At 66.8% G+C, this 16,903-nt stretch carries 14 protein-coding genes; 6 read left to right on the top strand and 8 right to left on the bottom strand.

All coding sequences use genetic code 11. From position 1 onward, the window contains the following. Positions 1-83 precede the first annotated feature (83 nt). Complete coding sequence (locus AC0IXR_RS19750) at positions 84-806, bottom strand: carbonic anhydrase (RefSeq protein WP_056423763.1); 723 nt, start codon at positions 804-806, stop codon at positions 84-86. A 255-nt stretch (positions 807-1,061) separates the two neighbouring features. Between AC0IXR_RS19750 and rpoZ the strand changes: the two genes are divergently transcribed. From rpoZ to AC0IXR_RS19770, 4 genes are all read left to right on the top strand, one after another. After that, positions 1,062-1,472, top strand: a complete 411-nt coding sequence (gene rpoZ / locus AC0IXR_RS19755) for a DNA-directed RNA polymerase subunit omega (protein ID WP_019904660.1) — start codon at positions 1,062-1,064, stop codon at positions 1,470-1,472. Between the two features lie 179 nt (positions 1,473-1,651). Further along, entirely contained in the window at positions 1,652-3,889 is a 2,238-nt protein-coding gene (locus AC0IXR_RS19760) for a RelA/SpoT family protein (protein WP_419952690.1), read from the top strand. 104 nt (positions 3,890-3,993) lie between these two features. Further along, positions 3,994-4,584: an orotate phosphoribosyltransferase gene (gene pyrE, locus AC0IXR_RS19765; RefSeq protein ID WP_056423759.1), complete on the top strand. Its 591-nt coding sequence runs from the start codon at positions 3,994-3,996 to the stop codon at positions 4,582-4,584. A gap of 352 nt (positions 4,585-4,936) precedes the next feature. Beyond that, the gene (locus AC0IXR_RS19770; protein WP_056423758.1) at positions 4,937-5,635 is read left to right on the top strand and encodes a LabA-like NYN domain-containing protein; all 699 of its coding nucleotides are present in this window, start codon (positions 4,937-4,939) and stop codon (positions 5,633-5,635) included. Positions 5,636-5,714: 79 nt separating this feature from the next. On the opposite strand, the gene AC0IXR_RS19775 is transcribed toward AC0IXR_RS19770, so the two are convergent. After that, the gene (locus AC0IXR_RS19775; RefSeq protein WP_471761907.1) at positions 5,715-6,521 is read right to left on the bottom strand and encodes a prephenate dehydrogenase/arogenate dehydrogenase family protein; all 807 of its coding nucleotides are present in this window, start codon (positions 6,519-6,521) and stop codon (positions 5,715-5,717) included. Positions 6,522-6,551: 30 nt separating this feature from the next. Here AC0IXR_RS19775 and AC0IXR_RS19780 point away from each other — a divergent pair, with 30 nt between their 5' ends. Next, positions 6,552-6,725: a hypothetical protein gene (locus tag AC0IXR_RS19780; protein WP_471761911.1), complete on the top strand. Its 174-nt coding sequence runs from the start codon at positions 6,552-6,554 to the stop codon at positions 6,723-6,725. A 223-nt stretch (positions 6,726-6,948) separates the two neighbouring features. Here AC0IXR_RS19780 and smpB read toward each other — a convergent pair whose 3' ends face one another. After that, the gene (gene smpB / locus AC0IXR_RS19785) at positions 6,949-7,422 is read right to left on the bottom strand and encodes an SsrA-binding protein SmpB (RefSeq protein ID WP_018044478.1); all 474 of its coding nucleotides are present in this window, start codon (positions 7,420-7,422) and stop codon (positions 6,949-6,951) included. Between the two features lie 136 nt (positions 7,423-7,558). Further along, positions 7,559-8,458, bottom strand: a complete 900-nt coding sequence (gene dapA, locus AC0IXR_RS19790; RefSeq protein WP_056424428.1) for a 4-hydroxy-tetrahydrodipicolinate synthase — start codon at positions 8,456-8,458, stop codon at positions 7,559-7,561. A 185-nt stretch (positions 8,459-8,643) separates the two neighbouring features. On the opposite strand from dapA, the gene AC0IXR_RS19795 reads away from it, so the two are divergent. After that, positions 8,644-10,950 (top strand): lytic transglycosylase domain-containing protein, encoded by a 2,307-nt coding sequence (locus AC0IXR_RS19795; protein ID WP_471761877.1) that lies wholly within the window; start codon positions 8,644-8,646, stop codon positions 10,948-10,950. A gap of 28 nt (positions 10,951-10,978) precedes the next feature. Here the strand turns inward: AC0IXR_RS19795 and AC0IXR_RS19800 are convergent, their stop codons facing one another. From AC0IXR_RS19800 to AC0IXR_RS19815, 4 genes are all read right to left on the bottom strand, one after another. Continuing rightward, complete coding sequence (locus AC0IXR_RS19800; protein WP_471761878.1) at positions 10,979-11,362, bottom strand: hypothetical protein; 384 nt, start codon at positions 11,360-11,362, stop codon at positions 10,979-10,981. Between the two features lie 12 nt (positions 11,363-11,374). Beyond that, entirely contained in the window at positions 11,375-13,384 is a 2,010-nt protein-coding gene (locus AC0IXR_RS19805) for a BON domain-containing protein (RefSeq protein WP_471761879.1), read from the bottom strand. Positions 13,385-14,195: 811 nt separating this feature from the next. Next, complete coding sequence (locus AC0IXR_RS19810) at positions 14,196-16,010, bottom strand: ABC-F family ATP-binding cassette domain-containing protein (RefSeq protein WP_419952682.1); 1,815 nt, start codon at positions 16,008-16,010, stop codon at positions 14,196-14,198. A gap of 370 nt (positions 16,011-16,380) precedes the next feature. Next, positions 16,381-16,698, bottom strand: a complete 318-nt coding sequence (locus AC0IXR_RS19815; protein ID WP_027172816.1) for a polyhydroxyalkanoic acid system family protein — start codon at positions 16,696-16,698, stop codon at positions 16,381-16,383. Between the last annotated feature and the right edge of the window lie 205 nt (positions 16,699-16,903).

Consider the following 16,903-nt stretch of genomic DNA (forward strand, 5'->3'; position numbering starts at 1 on the left):
TCTCGCGCCGCCATCGCCGGACGCCCATCACCGAAATGCGGGCGTCCGATGATGGGCGCGTGCCGGTTTCCGATAAATCCGTCTCAGGCCTCGTTGAAGAAATCCACCGTGCCGGTGTCGAGGCTGTAGGATGCCCCGACGATGCGCAGCTTGCCCGCCTTCAACGGGTCGAGCAGCGCCGGCTCCGAGGCGGTGCGCATGCGGTTCACCACGCGGTCGACATTGGCGCGTACGCAATTCTCCAGGAAATCGCCGGGCTTGCCGCGTACCGAGAGCACCGCCGGAACGATCGGTTCAATCATCCGGCCGATGGAGCCCGGATAGACGGTGTTGTTCTCGACCACATCCGCCGCGGCCTGCACAGCGCCGCAGCGGCTATGTCCCATGACCAGGATAAGCGGCACGCCGAGCTGGGAGACGGCGTATTCCACCGATCCGAGGGCGGCGGTGTCGGCGGTGTTGCCGGCATTGCGGACGATGAAGAGTTCGCCGAGACCCCGCCCGAACAGGATCTCCGGGGAGACGCGGGAATCGGAACAGCTCACCAGCACGCAGAACGGGGTCTGGCCGAGGGCGATCTCGATCCGGCGCTCACGCCCTTGCACCGCGCGGACGGGGCTGTCGGTCTTGTAGAGCCGGTTGCCCTCCTTCATCAGCTCCAGCGCCTGATCGGCCGTCAGGTCCGTCCTCTTGGTGGACGGGCTGGCCGCCAGACCGAGATTCGGCATGGCGGTGGCGGCGAAGGCCGCTGCGCCGAGATGGCAGGCACAGCTGAACAGGCCGCGGCGGCTGAGCGTCTTCGTCATGAGGTTTGGGCCCTCTTCAATTCCCATGCGAAGGCTCGCACGAGCTTAACCGTGCCACGCATAACCGGGGGGCAGGGCGCTGTCGCCCGGGCGATAAGCAGCGGCCTCGGGCGGGAATGGAACGCCGGTCCCGAACGTGCTGCCCGTGGAGGCGTCGGGGGCAATATGCCGGTCGCGCTTGTTGCGCCACGCGAGGCGGTGTAAGAGGCGCGTTCAATCATACTATTCCCGGTCCTATGGAAGGAGCCTCTGCGCATGGCTCGCGTCACCGTTGAAGACTGCATCGACAAGGTCGAGAACCGCTTCGAGCTCGTCCTGCTCGCGAGCCACCGTGCCCGCCTGTTGGCCGCCGGGGCGCCGCTGACGATCGACCGCGACCGCGACAAGAACCCCGTCTGCGCCCTGCGCGAAATCGGCGACGAGACCATCACCGCCGACGACCTCAAGGAACAGCTGATCCATTCGATGCAGAAATACGTCGAGGTGGATGAGCCCGAGGCCGAGACGGTGCCGCTGCTGTCGAGCTCGCCGGCCGCCGCCGCCGTCGCACCGCAATCCTCCAGCGATGACGGCGCCGTCCAGTTCGACCGGATGAGCGAAGAAGATCTTCTGCGCGGTCTCGAGAACCTCGCTCCTCCGACCGAGACGGACGAAGAGGCCGAGTGATCGGACGACGCGTTTATTACTGACGATCCCGCGAAGACCCGGCCCAGCGCCGGGTTTTTCGTTTTTCGGGGCGAGAAACCGGTGTCATGCGGCGCCATGGGTCTGGCGTGCCCGGCCGCGATGCGGGACAACATGAGACAGAGGCGGGCAGTGACGATGTGTGAAGGGTGTTGCGGCGGATGATGCGCCAGTACGAGCTCGTCGAGCGGGTGAGGCGTTACAACCCCGCCACCAACGAGGCCCTTCTCAACCGCGCCTATGTCTATGCCATGCGGGCTCATGGGACGCAGAAGCGGGCCTCGGGCGATCCGTTCTTCGCCCATCCGCTGGAAGTCGCCGCGATCCTCACCGATCTCCGGCTCGACGACGCCACCATCGTCGCCGCCGTGCTGCACGATACGGTCGAGGACACGGCAGCCACCCTCGACGAGATCAGCGAGATCTTCAGCCCCGAGATCGGCGCCCTGGTGGATGGGCTGACCAAGCTCAAGCGCCTCGACCTCGTCTCGAAACGTGCGGCGCAGGGGGAGAACTTCCGCAAGCTGCTGTTGGCCGTCGCGGCGGATGTGCGCGTGCTGCTGGTCAAGCTCGCCGACCGCCTGCACAACATGCGCACGCTTCATCACATGAAGCCGGAGAAGCGTGAGCGGATCGCCCAGGAGACGCTGGATATCTACGCGCCGCTGGCCGGACGCATGGGTATGCAGGAACTGCGCGAAGAGCTCGAAGACCTCGCGCTGCGCAACCTCAAGCCCGAGATCTACGCGACGATCACCCAGCGGCTCGCCGACCTCGCCGTGAAATCCGAACGGCTGGTCGAGAGTATCGAACGGGACCTGACCGCCAAGCTCGCGGCCCAGGGCATCAACGCCGTCGTCACCGGACGGCAGAAGCGGCCCTTCTCCATTTCCGCCAAGATGGAGCGTAAATCCGTCGCCTTCGAGCAGCTCTCGGACATCTTCGGCTTCCGCATCATCGTGGAATCCCTGTCCGAATGTTACGGGGCGCTGGGTGTCGTGCACACCACCTGGCCGATGGTGCCGGGTCGTTACAAGGACTACATCTCCACCCCGAAACAGAACGATTACCGCTCGATCCACACCACCGTGATCGGGCCGAAGAGCCAGCGCGTCGAGCTGCAGATCCGCACCGCGGCCATGGACGAGATCGCCGAATACGGCATCGCCGCGCATGCCCATTACAAGGAATCCGGCGGAAAAGACGAGATCGGCGGCGTCCATCCGCGCCTCGCCACGGAAAGCGGCGCCTATCAATGGCTGCGGCGGACCATCGAGCTCCTGGCCGAGGGCGACAGCCCGGAGGAATTCCTCGAACACACCAAGCTCGAACTGTTTCAGGACCAGGTGTTCTGCTTCACGCCGAAGGGGCGCCTCATCGCTTTGCCACGCGGCGCGACGCCGATCGATTTCGCCTATGCGGTCCATACCGACGTGGGCAACACGGCGGTGGGGGCCAAGATCAACGGCCGCATGGCGCCGCTGCTGATCGAGCTCGTCAACGGCGACGAGGTCGAGATCGCCCGGGCCGATGGACAATCGCCTCCGGCCGCCTGGGAATCCCTCGTGGTCACCGGCAAGGCCCGCGCCGCGATCCGGCGCGCGACCCGCTCGGCCGTGCGCCGCCAATATGCCGGCCTCGGCCGCCAGATCCTCGATCGTGCCTTCGAGCGGGCGGCCAAGAACTTCTCCGAGGACAAGCTGCGCGGGGCGCTTCCTCGCCTCGCCCGGCAGAGCACCGAAGACGTGTTCGCGGCGGTGGGCCGGGGCGAGATGTTCTCGGGCGACGTGGTCCGCGCGGTCTATCCCGACCACAAGGACGAGCGCCGGACGGCGCCGGCAGCCCTGCAGCAGCCAATGGACGGGGGCGCCGGGCGCCTCAGCCTCGCCAAGGGGCAGGCCATGCGCCTCACCTTCCCCGAGGGCACCGCCGATATGGGCCGGCCGGACGCCATCCCGATCCGCGGCCTCGACAACGACCTGCCGGTGAGCTTCGCGCCGAATGGCGGCGCGGTGCCGGGGGATCGCATCGTCGGTATCCTCACCCCCGGTGTCGGGGTCACGATCTATCCGATCCAGTCGGCGGCGCTCGCGGATTTCGACAACGAACCCGCGCGTTGGCTCGATGTACGCTGGGATGTCGAGGCGGGTGGGAGCGAGCGTTTTCCCGCGCGCCTCGCCCTGCAATCGATCAACGAGCCCGGCGTTCTGGCCCAGATCGCGCAGGTCATCGCCGACCACGACGGCAATATCGACAATGTCTCGATGAAGCGACGCACCCAGGACTTCACCGAAATCTTGATCGATCTTTCGGTCTGGGACCTGAAGCACCTCAACGCCATCGTCGCCGAGCTGCGCGGTAAGCGCACTGTGAGCAGGGTCGACCGCGTCAACGGCTGAGCGTCCGTACCCCTCTGGGCGCGTCGTCGGCGCGCGCCTTGCGCCAGGTGGCCCGCGCTGCCACAAACGCGGCCCTCACTCGCTATCCAAGGAACACGTTTCTCATGACGCCAGACGCGGTGCTCGCGGAATTCCGCGATGCAGGGGCTCTGCTCGAAGGACATTTCGTGCTCAGTTCCGGGCTCCATTCCGGCGTCTTCCTGCAGAAGATGGCGATCTTCTCCGATCCGGTCCGGACCGAGCGCCTGTGCAAGGCCCTGGCGGAGGTCATCGTCGCCCGCTTCGGCCCGATCGACATCGTCGTGTCCCCGGCGATCGGCGGGATCGTTCCGGGATACGAGACGGCGCGTCATCTCGGAGCACGCGCCATCTTCGTCGAACGTGATCCCGGCGGGCCCTTCAGCCTTCGTCGCGGCTTCAGCATTCCGGCCGGCCAACGCGCCGTGATCGTCGAGGATATCGTGACGACGGGGCTTTCCGCCCGCGAATGCCTCGCATCGCTCCAAAGCGAGCCCGGGGAGGTCATCGGCGCGGCCTGCCTCATCGACCGTTCGGGCGGGCGCGGCGAAATCGGCCTGCCGCTCGTTACCCTGGTCACTCTCGACATTCCGGCTTATGCTGCCGATGCCTTGCCGCCGGAACTTGCCGCGCTGCCTGCCGTCAAGCCGGGTAGCCGGGTGATGCCTCCCGCCTAATCTTAAGCAAGGCTAAAACTGAATGTGGTCGATGAACTGATGCGCAATTGGGCGCAACAGTTGTAGACCGTCAAATATTCTCGGCAGAACCTGGTTTTATCCTCAATTTCAGGTGATTGTATACCAATCGTGGTTGACAGGTATGTCAATCCGACAATAACAAAGGAGAGGCTTGGCCGTTGCCTGTGGCATTCGACCGGTTCTTAGAATTTATTATTAATTCTAACGTTCTGTCCGTTATCAACCTTGGGTTGTCAAGGCATCGGGCGGCGAATGATCAGTCAAATGTGACGAATTATTAGGACTGCAACATCTTACGTCTGAAAATTCTGATGAGAAAATGGATCTTTCAATGAGCGCACAACAGCGCAGTGCTCTGTTTATCGACGGAGCGAATCTTTACGCGGCAACGAAGGCGCTTGGCTTCGATATCGATTATCGCCGTCTGCTTAAGGAATTTCAAGCTCGCGACAATTTGATTCGGGCTTTTTACTACACAGCCATGGTCGAAGACCAGGAATATTCATCGATCCGCCCGCTGATCGATTGGCTCGATTATAACGGTTATCGGGTTGTGACCAAACCGGCTAAGGAATTCACCGATTCCGCCGGTCGTCGCAAGATCAAAGGCAATATGGACATCGAACTCGCCATCGATGCCCTCGAACTCGCGCCCCGCATCGATCATATGGTCCTGTTCTCGGGCGATGGCGATTTTCGCTCCCTGGTGGAGGCGATGCAGCGCCGCGGGGTCCGGGTCACCGTCGTCTCGACGATCCAGACACAGCCGGCCATGATCGCCGACGACCTTCGCCGACAGGCCGACGAGTTCGTCGACCTCGTCCACCTCATTCCCCGCGTCGGTCGCGATCCGGGCGAGCGCGGCGTCCGGACCCAGGGTGAGGGCCTGGCCCGCAATCCTCGGGACGTGCCGCGGGAGGCTCCACGGGACATGACGCGCGACGTGGCCGAGCGGCCGGTCGCCCGCGCCAATCCCGGACTGGAGACCCGCTACGGTATCCGTCAGGGCGACGACGTTAGCGAGCAGTAGACGTTCACTCGACCGGGGGAAGTCTGCGTCTCGCCTCCCTCCCCCCGGTATGCGGATGGCCGAAGCCGCGATTGCCGGTTCACCCCATGGCGTTGGAGCGAGGCTCCGAGAGTTCACGCTCCAGCCGTGATGCATGCGCGAAGAACCGGCGGCGCACATCCGCCGCGTAGGGGTTCGCGCGCTCGATCGCGTCGAAGACTTCCGGGGCATCGTTCCTGATCATGCCCACCGCCTGCATTAGCAGGTCGAAGCTCTTCGTCGTCATCCGGGTCGGGAGCGGCTCCATCTCGACGAAGACCTTGGCGATGAGATGCGTCAGGCCCTGAACCGAGGCGGCTGCCCGGTCATGTGCCTCGGGATCCGTGAGGATGACATCGAGGCCGAGATGCTTCCGTAGGAAGGCCGCGGCGCGCAGGCCTCCCCGCCCCCGGATCGGACATACGGCGATCTTCAGCCCCTTCAGGCCGGAGCGCGCGCTTTGCGGGCCGAAGAGCGGATGCGTGGCGACGATCCCGACGTGATCGGGCAACCCTTCCGCCATGATCCGTGCGGCGACCATCTTCACCGAGGCGACATCGAGGACGAGTGCGCCCGGCCGCAGATGAGGTCCGATGGCGGAGACCACCTCGGCGAGCTTGGAGACCGGAGCGGCCAGCACGACCACGGGACAGGAAGCCGCCTCGGCGAGCGAGCCGAGCCGCACCCCGGCTTTCCTCGCCCCTTTCTGCGTACCGGATTCACATGTCTGGTCGCCGGCCGTTCTCCCTTCCCAAGTGGGTTCGACATGAGGCGCGACGGGCTCCCTCTCCTGGAAGGAGAGGGCTGGGGTGAGGTGTGGTCCGCCTCCGAAAAGGTCACACACCTCTCCCTGTCCCTCTCCTTCCAGGAGTGTGGACCCGCGCATCCCGCGAGATGTGTGAACGCCGTAGCCTTCCAGGAGAAGAGACCCGTGCTGCCCGCGAGATGCCTGAATATCGTCGGCGTGCGGCAGGGCGGGATCGTAGGCGCGCAGCGCGAAATACCGCCCGAGATGTTGGGCGATCAGCTGGCCGAACGCGCCGAATCCGATGATCCCGACGGTGATGCGTGATGGAGGGGACGTAACCAAAGACACGGAACTGACCTCTATGGAGCCGAGGGGCCAGCGGTGCTTGGAAAAGGGTCAACCGCCGACGACCGGGGCGGTTGAGACGTGACAGAGCACCTCGCCGCTAAGGGAGCGGCGCGTAATACAATCCAGAAAGGATCGGGTTCGTCGTCATGGGCGGTGTCTTGGCAGGACGGGCATCGCCCGTCAACGGAGCGTTCGCCGATCAGCCCTTGTCGCGCATGATCCGGGCGCGGTCGCGCTCCCAGTCCCGCTCCTTGGCGCTCTCGCGCTTGTCGTGGAGCTTCTTGCCCCGGCCGAGGCCGAGTTCGATCTTCGCGCGGCCCTGCTCGTTGAAGTAGATCTTCAGCGGCACCACCGTGTAGCCCTCGCGCTTCGTGGCGCCGATGAGCTTGTTGATCTGTTTGCGGTGGAGCAGCAGCCGGCGCGGACGCTTGGTCTCGTGGTTGAACCGGTTGGCTTCGAGATATTCCGGGATGTAAGCGTTGAACAGGAACAGCTCGTCACCCGACGGACCGGCATAGGCCTCGCCGATGGCCGCCTTGCCCTTGCGCAGGGATTTGACCTCCGTCCCGGTCAGGGCGATGCCCGCCTCAAGGACGTCGGAGATTTCGTAATGGAAGCGGGCGGCGCGGTTGTCGGCGACGACGCGGCGGGTGTCTTGCGGTTTGGGAGCCATCACATCGTCGGTTCTGGTGCATCGGCCTATCCGAGCCGATGCCCCTTGTCTGGAAGGAAGCTGATGCCGTCGCCGGCCGCGCGACGCGGCCGATCGACACTCATATGGTTCGCGGGGGTTTCGCCTGCGAGGGGGCTCAGCCGTCGATCAGGCCGGCATGGCGCAGGGCGGAATCGACGATCGCCTTCGTGGCATCGCTGACCGTGAGGAGCGGGAGGCGCACCTCGTCGCTCATATGGCCCAGCCGCGAGAGACCGTATTTCACCGGTGACGGGTTCGACTCCGCGAACAGACCCACATGCAGCGGCAACAATTGGTCCTGGATCCGCAGGGCCGTGGCGTAATCGCCGGACAGGGTCGCTTCCTGAAGCTTGGCGCAGAGGCGCGGCGCCACGTTGGAGACCACCGAGATGCAGCCGACGCCGCCCTGAGCATTGAATCCGAGCGCCGTCGCATCTTCGCCCGAAAGCTGGATGAAGTCTTCACCCATGGCTTGGCGTTGCAGGCTGACACGGTCGAGCTTGGCCGTGGCGTCCTTCACGCCGGCGATGTTCTTGAGTTCATACAGCCGCGCCATGGTTTCGACGCTCATGTCGACCACGGAACGCGGGGGAATATTGTAGATGATGATCGGAATACCGATGGCGTCGTTGACGGCCTTGAAATGCGCGTAGAGCCCGGCCTGCGTCGGCTTGTTGTAGTAGGGCGTCACGACGAGAACGGCGTCGGCACCGGCCTTCTCCGCGTTGACGGCCCGGTCGACGGCCTCGGCCGTGGAGTTCGAGCCCGCGCCCGCGATGACCGGTACCCGGCCGGCGGTCTCGGCGATGCAGGCAGCCACGACACGGTCGTGCTCGTCATGGCTCAGGGTCGGCGTCTCGCCGGTGGTGCCCACGGGCACGAGGCCATGGATGCCCTGCTCGATCTGCCAGTTCACGAATTTGCGAAAGGCGTCCTCGTCGAAGGCGCCATCGCGAAACGGAGTGGCGAGCGCGGTCATGGCGCCCCTGAGGCGCTGTGTCGTGGTGTCGGTCATCCTGGCGTTCCCGGCCGTCGATTTTTCGGTGGGCCGGTGTGCCGGCCGCATCACCGCTCTCGCGGACGGGCAGACATAGGGCCTTGCCGGCACGCGCGCAAACGCTCTGTCGGCGCGGTTAATGACTTCTTAATGCCCTCCGGGACAGCTTAGGCATGTCCGCATCTGACGGGACTTGAAGAACCATGGCGTTCTGGACACGCTCGCATCGTGCCGCCCTCCCCGTTTCCCTCGCCCTTGCCTTGGCGGGGACGACGATGCTGGTCGTGCCGAACACGATCTTCCCGGCCGCCGCGGCTCAGGGGGAGGATGTCACCACCCGCCCGTCGAGCGACGCCGTCGCCCCCTCCGTCATGGTGCCGGACAGCAAGGCCGCGGAGACCGAGGCGGTCGCCGCCGATGCGCTGAAGCTGGATGACCGCAGCGCCGAGACCGTGGCGAGCAAGGCCCTGCCCGCCGCCGCCAAGGCCTATGCCTCCGCCGATCCGGAAGCGCCGATCGCCTTCCCTCTTCCCGACGCCGCCATGACGCCGGCCGCGCCCGTACCGGAAGTGCCCGACCCCGCCCGCGCGGCGCAGGTCGCGCCGGATGTCGACCTCCCCGCTCTGCGCCAGGCCATCGACGCCTATCGGCGCGGCAAGGTCTCCGAAGGCGACCGCCTGCGCGACGGCTTCACCGATCCGGCGGCCCTCGCTCTGCTCGAATGGGTGGCAATCCGCGCCGGCTCCGGCATCGGCTTCGAGCGCACTGTCTCCTTCACCCGGACGAACCCGGAATGGCCGGCAGGTCCGCTCCTGCGCCGCCGTGCCGAGGAGGCGCTTCTCACCGAGCGCAAGAACCCGGCGACCGTGCGCGCCTTCTTCGCCGGAACACGTCCGTCGAGCGCTCCCGGCAAGTTCGCCCTCGCGCTCGCCTTCCGGGCCGATTCCCTCGACGAGGACGCCGCCTCCCTGGTCCGCGACCTGTGGCGCTCGGAAACCTTCGGGCGCGCCCTCGAGACCAAGGTGATGGATGCCTTTCCGAATGTCCTCACCCGCGTCGATCACCGCTTCCGCATGGAGCGCGCGCTCCTCAAGGAGGATTACGAGACGGCCGGGCGGGCCGCCTCCTATGCCGGCGGCGGCTACGCCAGTCTGGTCCGCGCCCGCCGTGCCGTGGAAGACAAGAGTTCCTCGGCCGCCTCCGCGTTGAACGCCGTGCCGCCGTCGCTCCGCAGCGATCCGTCCTACATCCTGTCGCGGGCGCAATACCTGCGCCGAGCCGACAAGGCGGTGGAAGCCGCCGCGATCCTCGCCACCGCCCCCACCAACGGCGATGTCCTGGTGGATGGCGACGAATGGTGGGTCGAGCGCCGGATCGTCGCCCGCAAGCTCATCGATATCGGCAATCCGAGCCTCGCCTACGAGGTCGCCGCCGGCCATAGCGGCCGCACCGTGGAGAAGCGGATCGAGGCCGAGTTCCATGCCGGCTGGATCGCCCTGCGCTTCCTCGACGATCCGGCCAAGGCTACCAACCATTTCGCCAAGGCCGCGACCATTGCCGAGACGCCGATCTCGCTGGCCCGCGTGGCCTATTGGCAGGGCCGCGCCGCCGAGGCGGCCGGCGAAGCGGGCCTCGCCAAGACCTTCTACGAGCGCGCCGCGCTTCAGCCCATCGCCTATTATGGGCAGCTCGCGCGGGCGAAGCTCGGGCAGGCGAGCCTGCCGCTCCGCGTCGTCCCCGATCTCGAGCCCGCTGCCGCGGCCGCGTTCGACAACCGCCTGACCACGCGGGCGCTGCGGATGCTGGAGGCGGCTTCGCTGAAGGATCTGGCGCTGCCGCTCTACATCGACACGGCGAATCGCCTGACCAACCCGGCCGAGCTCAGCGCGCTCGGCAACCTCGCCGTGGAGGTGCGGAATTCGCGAGCCCTCGTGGCGGTGGGCAAGCTCGCGGTGCAGCGTGGGCTGCCCCTCGATGCCCATGCCTACCCGACCATCGGCATTCCCGAGTACGAGGCCTCCGCCGCCGTTCCCCTGGTGGAGAAGGCCATGGTCTTCGCCATCGCCCGCCAGGAAAGCCAGTTCGATCCTCGCGCCCAATCGAGCGTCGGCGCCCGTGGGTTGATGCAGATGATGCCGGCCACCGCCCAGCGCACGGCGCGACGGGTCAGCGCCTCCTACGACCAGGACCGCCTCACCAGCGATCCCGCCTACAATGCCCGCCTCGGCCAGGCCCATCTCGGTGAGCTGATGGAGGATTGGCGCGGCTCCTACATCCTCGCCTTCGCCTCCTACAATGCCGGTGGCGGCAACGTGAAGAAGTGGATCGACGCGTATGGCGATCCGCGCCGGACCGGCGTCGATCCCATCGACTGGGTCGAGCGCATCCCCTTCACCGAGACCCGCAACTACGTCCAGCGCGTGATGGAGAATTTGCAGGTCTATCGCAGCCGGCTAGAAGGCAAGAGCGCGCTGCTGATCGAAGGGGACCTTCAGCGCGGGGCGCGGTGAGCGGAGGGTTTATCCTCCCCCGGCCACCTCATCCCGAAACTTTCCCTCGAAGCTTCTGCTCGGCACTGGCAGCCCGTCTCGGTGATGGAGCGAGGCGGTCGGGGGAGCGGCCGACACCGTCGAGGCCCGACACCCTCGGCGATGGACGCGCCAGCCTCGCCAGGGCTCCGGTTCCGGCGCCGACGAGGTAGGCCGTCAGGTTCAGCGCTGCGCTCTCCACCCAGAAGCCCGGACGGCCCGGTACGAGCCCGCTGAACGCGAGCCCAGCGAGCGCAACGGCCCCGGATCCGGGTCCGAGCCCGATGGCGGTCGAAAGCCGATCGCGTGGCGGTCCGAAGTGCCATCCGATGGCGGTGCCCAGTGCGAAGCTGGCGGCCAGCGCGGGCCAGAGAATCGTCAACAGCAGAAGCATCGGGACGATCTCTCAGGAGCGCAGGGCGAGGCCGACGCCCTGCCCGGTGGCATTGGCGCGACCGGCGAGCGCGGCGACGATCCTGTCCGCCGGGATGCCGGCTTGGAGCAGATACTCGACGATCACAAGCGCTCGCTGTCGAGCCATGTCGGGTTCCGGCTCCGCCGGTTTCGCCTCTTTCGGGGCCTCCGTCTTGGTATCCTTCTCCTTCGCCGCCTTGTCGCCGGTCGCCTTGTCCTTGCCGTCCTTCGCCGATGCTGGTTTGGGATCTGCGGGCTTCACCGTGGGCTTGTCGGCCTTCGCGACCACCGGTTTCGAGGCCTTGTCGGCGTCCCGAGCCTTCCCCGAATCGACGGAAGAAGTGTTCTCCACTCCCGCATCGAGGGCGGGTTTCGGTGCGCCCGCGGCACCGGCCGGGTCGACATGCCCCGTCACCTCGATGCGCAGGCCGGTGCAGGCTTTCGCGGCTGAAGCCACCGCGTCGAGGGTCGGATAGAACTCCGCCTTCAGGGTGACGCTGCCGGGTGCAAAGAGCAGGCGGCGCCCCTCGATCGCGCGGTCGAACGAGCCCCGGCAGGCCTTATCCTCCATGGTCTCGCTGGCTGGCGGCTTGACCTCGGCCTGCCCCTGCCAACCGGCCGGCATCCGCCGGGAGAGGTCCATTTCGAAGCGTCCGGCGCTCTCGCGGTAGAGGCTATTTCCGGAGAGCGCGAGAGTCCTGTCCGAGATGCGGATTTCGCCCGTGGCGAGCAGGGACAGCGCGCTGATGCCGGCCTCGATGGCGCCGGTGAGATTGGCCGGCGCGCCCTCCGCGATGCGGCTTTTGTCGACGATGCGTTCGCGGAAGAAGCGCGGTCGCAGCGTTGCCAGGATACGGTCACGTGTCGTGCTGTCCGGCAGATGCCCGGTCAGGGTCACCGCGTCGCTCTCGCGGCGGACCATGAAACGATAGGGCGAGAGCGGCATGGCTGCGAGATCGACCGGCCCGGCCCTGGTGCCGGACGGTCGCCCGTCGCGCAAAAGCGCGTCGATCTCGCCGATGGCCTGCCCGTCGAGGGCGGTTCCTGAGACCGACAGGCGCGAGTCGGAATAGGTAACGCTGCCGTCCTGCAACAGGGACGAAAGCTGGAAGGCGAAGCGGCCGAGCGTGGCCGGATCGATCCCATCCGCGAGACCACGGGCGGTCTGCATCCGGTCGTCCACCGTGGCGCCATCGGCGGCGTCGTCGGCCATGGCGCGGATCTCCTCGCGTGCCGTCTCCGACACGACATTACCCGAAAGGACGAGGTTGCCGCCGCGCTCGCGGGTCACTGCAAACCGGAAATCGGGGGTCGCTGCCGGCCGGATGTCGACCTTGCCCATGGTGAAGCCGGTCGGGGGATGGGCCAAGGCCTGCCTGACGGCCTCGTAATCGGCCACCGTCGATGCCTCGCCGCTGAGCGACACCGTGGTGTCGGCGATGGTGGCGCTGGCGCCCGGAGCCAGCGGCTTCAGCTGTTCGAGCGCGAAGGCGGAAGCAGCGGAAAAGTCCGGCGGTGCCCCGCGCGCGGCTTTCGCCTGATCGACGATCCTGGTCTCGGAGGGAAGTTCCGGGGCGAGCTTCGCGGCAAGGGCGCTCGGACCGATCTCGACAGGCCGGTTGCCGGTCAGTTCGATCCGTTCCGGGCTGGTGCGTGTCGCCGTCCAGACGAAGGGCGAGGCATCCTCGACGATACCGATACGCCCGACCACGTGGCGCAGGCCAGGCAGGCGCTTGAGCCTGTCGAGGGCCGCGACGCGCCCGGCCTCGTCCGGCGCCTCCCCGGTGGCGATGAGGTCACGGCCCCGTACCGTCAGGCGCAGCCAGGGCTCCAACCCCATCTCGGCCGTCGCACGCACGACCGCCCCGGCGTTGTCTTCGAGCCGCCGCTCCGCGCGGCTGGCGAGGAACGGCGTCGCAACGCCGACGATGAGCGCCAGTCCGGGCAGGCCGACGGCCCAGCCGAATTTCTGGAGCAAGGGGGAGGACGGGAGGGCGGGCAATGCGAACCTCGGGGATCGGCCGCCACCAGACACCCGCTTCGCGGCATCTTGAAGACGCCGCAGGCTCATTCCCATCGATCGCCGCCTCTTTCCTCGTTCACATGCCTTCACCCCCGCGCGCGACAGCGCCGGGGGCATGGCCCAAGAGAAAACCCAAGAGGGGGACGCGGGACGCCGCGGAACCCATTGAGCGCTAGAATTGTTTGCCGGTCCCTCGGCGTCCCGTCAGGCTCCGGCGTTCCCGCCGGGGCCTGTTTTGTCGTCACGGTGTCTCCAGCGGTCCTCGCGTTGCGTCGCGCCTGAGGTGGTCGTGTTGCATCCCAGCCCGGCTGTTCGAACGGACTTTGCCCCGCACGCCCTCTCGTATTGGAGGGGCCGCAAACCTCGTCATGGCAGCCCAGAACGGGGTCAGTGCCGGGGCATTTAACTCCCGACCTACCGCGCCCCCATTCGAGCCCCCAGACTATCGAGCCGCCGCCCGGGGCGATGGTGACCGACACCACCGACGCAGGCACCGCCCCACCGCCCCTTTCGGCCCACACGGTCGGTCACCGGACAGGCCCCCTTCGCTGGGCGGCAGGTGCGGGGATATAGGCATAGAATAGGAATTTTATCAAGGAGTTTCATGTGGCGGAGAACGGTCTCGGCCATGGGACCCATATCGGGAAGCCTCGGAGTTCTCTGGCATCCCATCGGGGGCGAAGGTCTCGTGAACGCTCCGTCTTCCCCCGGTCGAGGGGCGCGCGTCATCGAGCGGGGGAGCCCGAGCCGACACGCTCTGCCGGGCGTCCGGTGCGAAGGGCGACCCGCCTCACCCTTCCCGCTGCATCTCCAGCTCCAGCCAGCGGTCCTCGGCCGCCGAGAGGTCGGCCTCCGCCGCCGCGAGGGTCGCCGAGGCCTTCTGGAACAGGGCCGGATTGCGGCTGTAGAGCTGCGGGTCGGCAAGGACGGTGCGGATCTTGGCGATCTCGGTCTGTAGCTTCGCGATTCGCTCCGGCAGGGTCTTCAGCTCGTGCTGGTCCTTGAACCCCATCTTCGTCTTGGGCGCCGGGGGCGCGGACGTGCTGACGAGGCGGCCCGGCTTCACCTTGCCGTCGGGGCGAGGCGCGGTGGCACTCTTGCGCGCCTCGACGCCCTGGCCGCGCTGCGTCACCATGTCGGTATAGCCGCCGGCATACTCGACCCAGCGCCCCTCCCCCTCGCTGACGAGGACGCTGCCAACGACGCGGTCGAGGAAGTCACGGTCGTGGCTCACCAGGATCAGCGTGCCGGAATAATCGGACAGCATCTCCTGCAGGAGGTCGAGGGTCTCTAGGTCGAGGTCATTAGTGGGCTCGTCGAGGACCAGGAGGTTGGCGGGCTGGGCCAGGGCTCGGGCGATGAGGAGGCGGTTGCGCTCGCCGCCGGAGAGCACCCTCACCGGGGTCCGGGCCTGTTCCGGGGCGAACAGGAAGTCCTTGAGGTAGCCGATGACGTGACGGCTCACGCCGCCGACGACTACGCTGTCGCCGCTGCCGCCCGTGAGCACCTCGGTGACCGTCATCGATGGGTCCAGCACAGCCCGGGCCTGGTCGAGGAGCATCATCTTGAGGTTCGTGCCCAAGGCGACGGTGCCGGAATCCGGTGCAGATTGTCCCGTGAGCAGGTTGATGAGGGTGGTCTTGCCGGCGCCGTTGGCGCCGACGATGCCGAGCCGGTCGCCACGCATCACCCGGATCGAGAGATCGTCGACGATACGGCGCTCACCATAGGCCTTTGCGGCATTCTTGGCCTCGATCACCAGGGCGCCGGAACTCTCCGCCTCGGTGGAGGTCATCGTCGCGGTGCCGACGGGGCGGCGGTCCTCCCGTCGATCCTTGCGCAGGGCGTGGAGGTTGCCGAGCCGCCGGACGTTGCGCTTGCGGCGCGCCGTGACGCCGTAGCGCAGCCAATGCTCCTCGTCGGCGATCTTGCGATCGAGCTTGTGCCGGTCGCGCTCCTCTTCCTCGAAGAAGGCGTCGCGCCAGGCCTCGAAGGTGGAAAAGCCCTGCTCGATCCGCCTCGTGATGCCGCGATCGAGCCAGACGGTGGTCTTCGACAGGGCGGAGAGAAAGCGTCTGTCGTGGCTGATGAGAACGAGTGCGCCGCGCACGGACTTCAATTCCGCTTCGAGCCATTCGATGGCCGGCAGGTCGAGATGGTTGGTAGGCTCGTCGAGCAGCAGGATGTCGGGCTCGGGTGCCAGCGCCTGCGCCAGGGCCACGCGCCGCCCCTCCCCGCCCGACAGGCTCGCCGGGTTCTCGGCGCCGGTCAGGCCCAGGCTCTCCAGCAGGTAGCGGGCGCGGTAGGCGTCGTCGCCATGGGTGAGACCGTGCTCGACAAAATCAAGGGTGGTGGTGAACCCCGAGAAATCCGGCTCCTGCGCAAGGTAGCGGATCGTGGTGCCGGGCTGGACGAAGCGCACGCCCTTGTCGGGCTCGATGAGCCCACAGGCGATCTTCATCAGCGTCGACTTGCCCGAGCCGTTGCGGCCGACGAGGCAAGTCCGTTCACCGGGGGATATCGCAAGGTCAGCCTGTTCGATCAGCGGAGTGCCGCCGAAAGTGAGCGCGACGTTCTGGAGGGTGAGAAGCGGGGGAGCAGCCATGATGCGGGCTTATGGCAGCGCAGCCGCTCCCGAACAAATGCGGTTTTGCCTGTGAGGCTACATCGTCGGGTTAGCCGGGCCGGTTGGCGACGGATCGGGCGAGACGGGAGCGGGGCTCGGGTCGATCACGGGGATCTCCGTTGGGCTCTCGGTGGGCGCCTCGGCCGGCGTAGACGCGGGGATATCCGGCCCTGGAGCCGGCGGCGGCGTCTGGGGGGCCTCGTAGGGCGTATCGGGAACCGGAGCTTCCGGGATGGGCGCGGGATCTATCGGGCCTGGATTCGACATGGGCGGCGCCACCTGCTCGCGAAGTTTCGGGAGAGGGCTGGAAACGGGCGAGTGCCCGTTGCCGTTCCCCCGATGGCGCTCCTCAGCCCTTCTTGATCAGGAGCTGGTTGCCTTCCTTGCCGATGATCTTCTTCATCCGCTCGGCGAACAGGGCCAGCAGCATCGGCAGGCGCACTTCGATACGGACCGTCTCGGGAAGGACGTCGACCTCGCCGTCCACCTTCTGGCCCATGGCGGACATGGCGAAGTTCAGACGGTCGTCTGTCCAGGTCATGTGTTCGACATTGATTCCGGCCTTGGCGCAGGCCGCCTTCGCCTTGTCCAGCCCGCTCGAGATCCGCCGTTTCGCCTCGACGGGGCCGATCTCGTGGGGAATCTCGACGATCAGGGGCTTTGCCATGGGGGAACCATCCTCAAACACGCATCCAGCCGTCAAGATGGGGCCGATCGCCATCCATGCAACGGCAACCGGCCCCTTAGTTGATCAAGCGCGGCAGTGAAACCCGCCTTTCGCGGAATCACCATGCGGCATCAGGAGGATGAGGCATGCCGCACGTCGTCGCGACCCGGCACCGCCATCCTCTGGCATGCCCATGACGTCACGG

The organism is Methylobacterium sp. AC832, assembly GCF_979256025.1.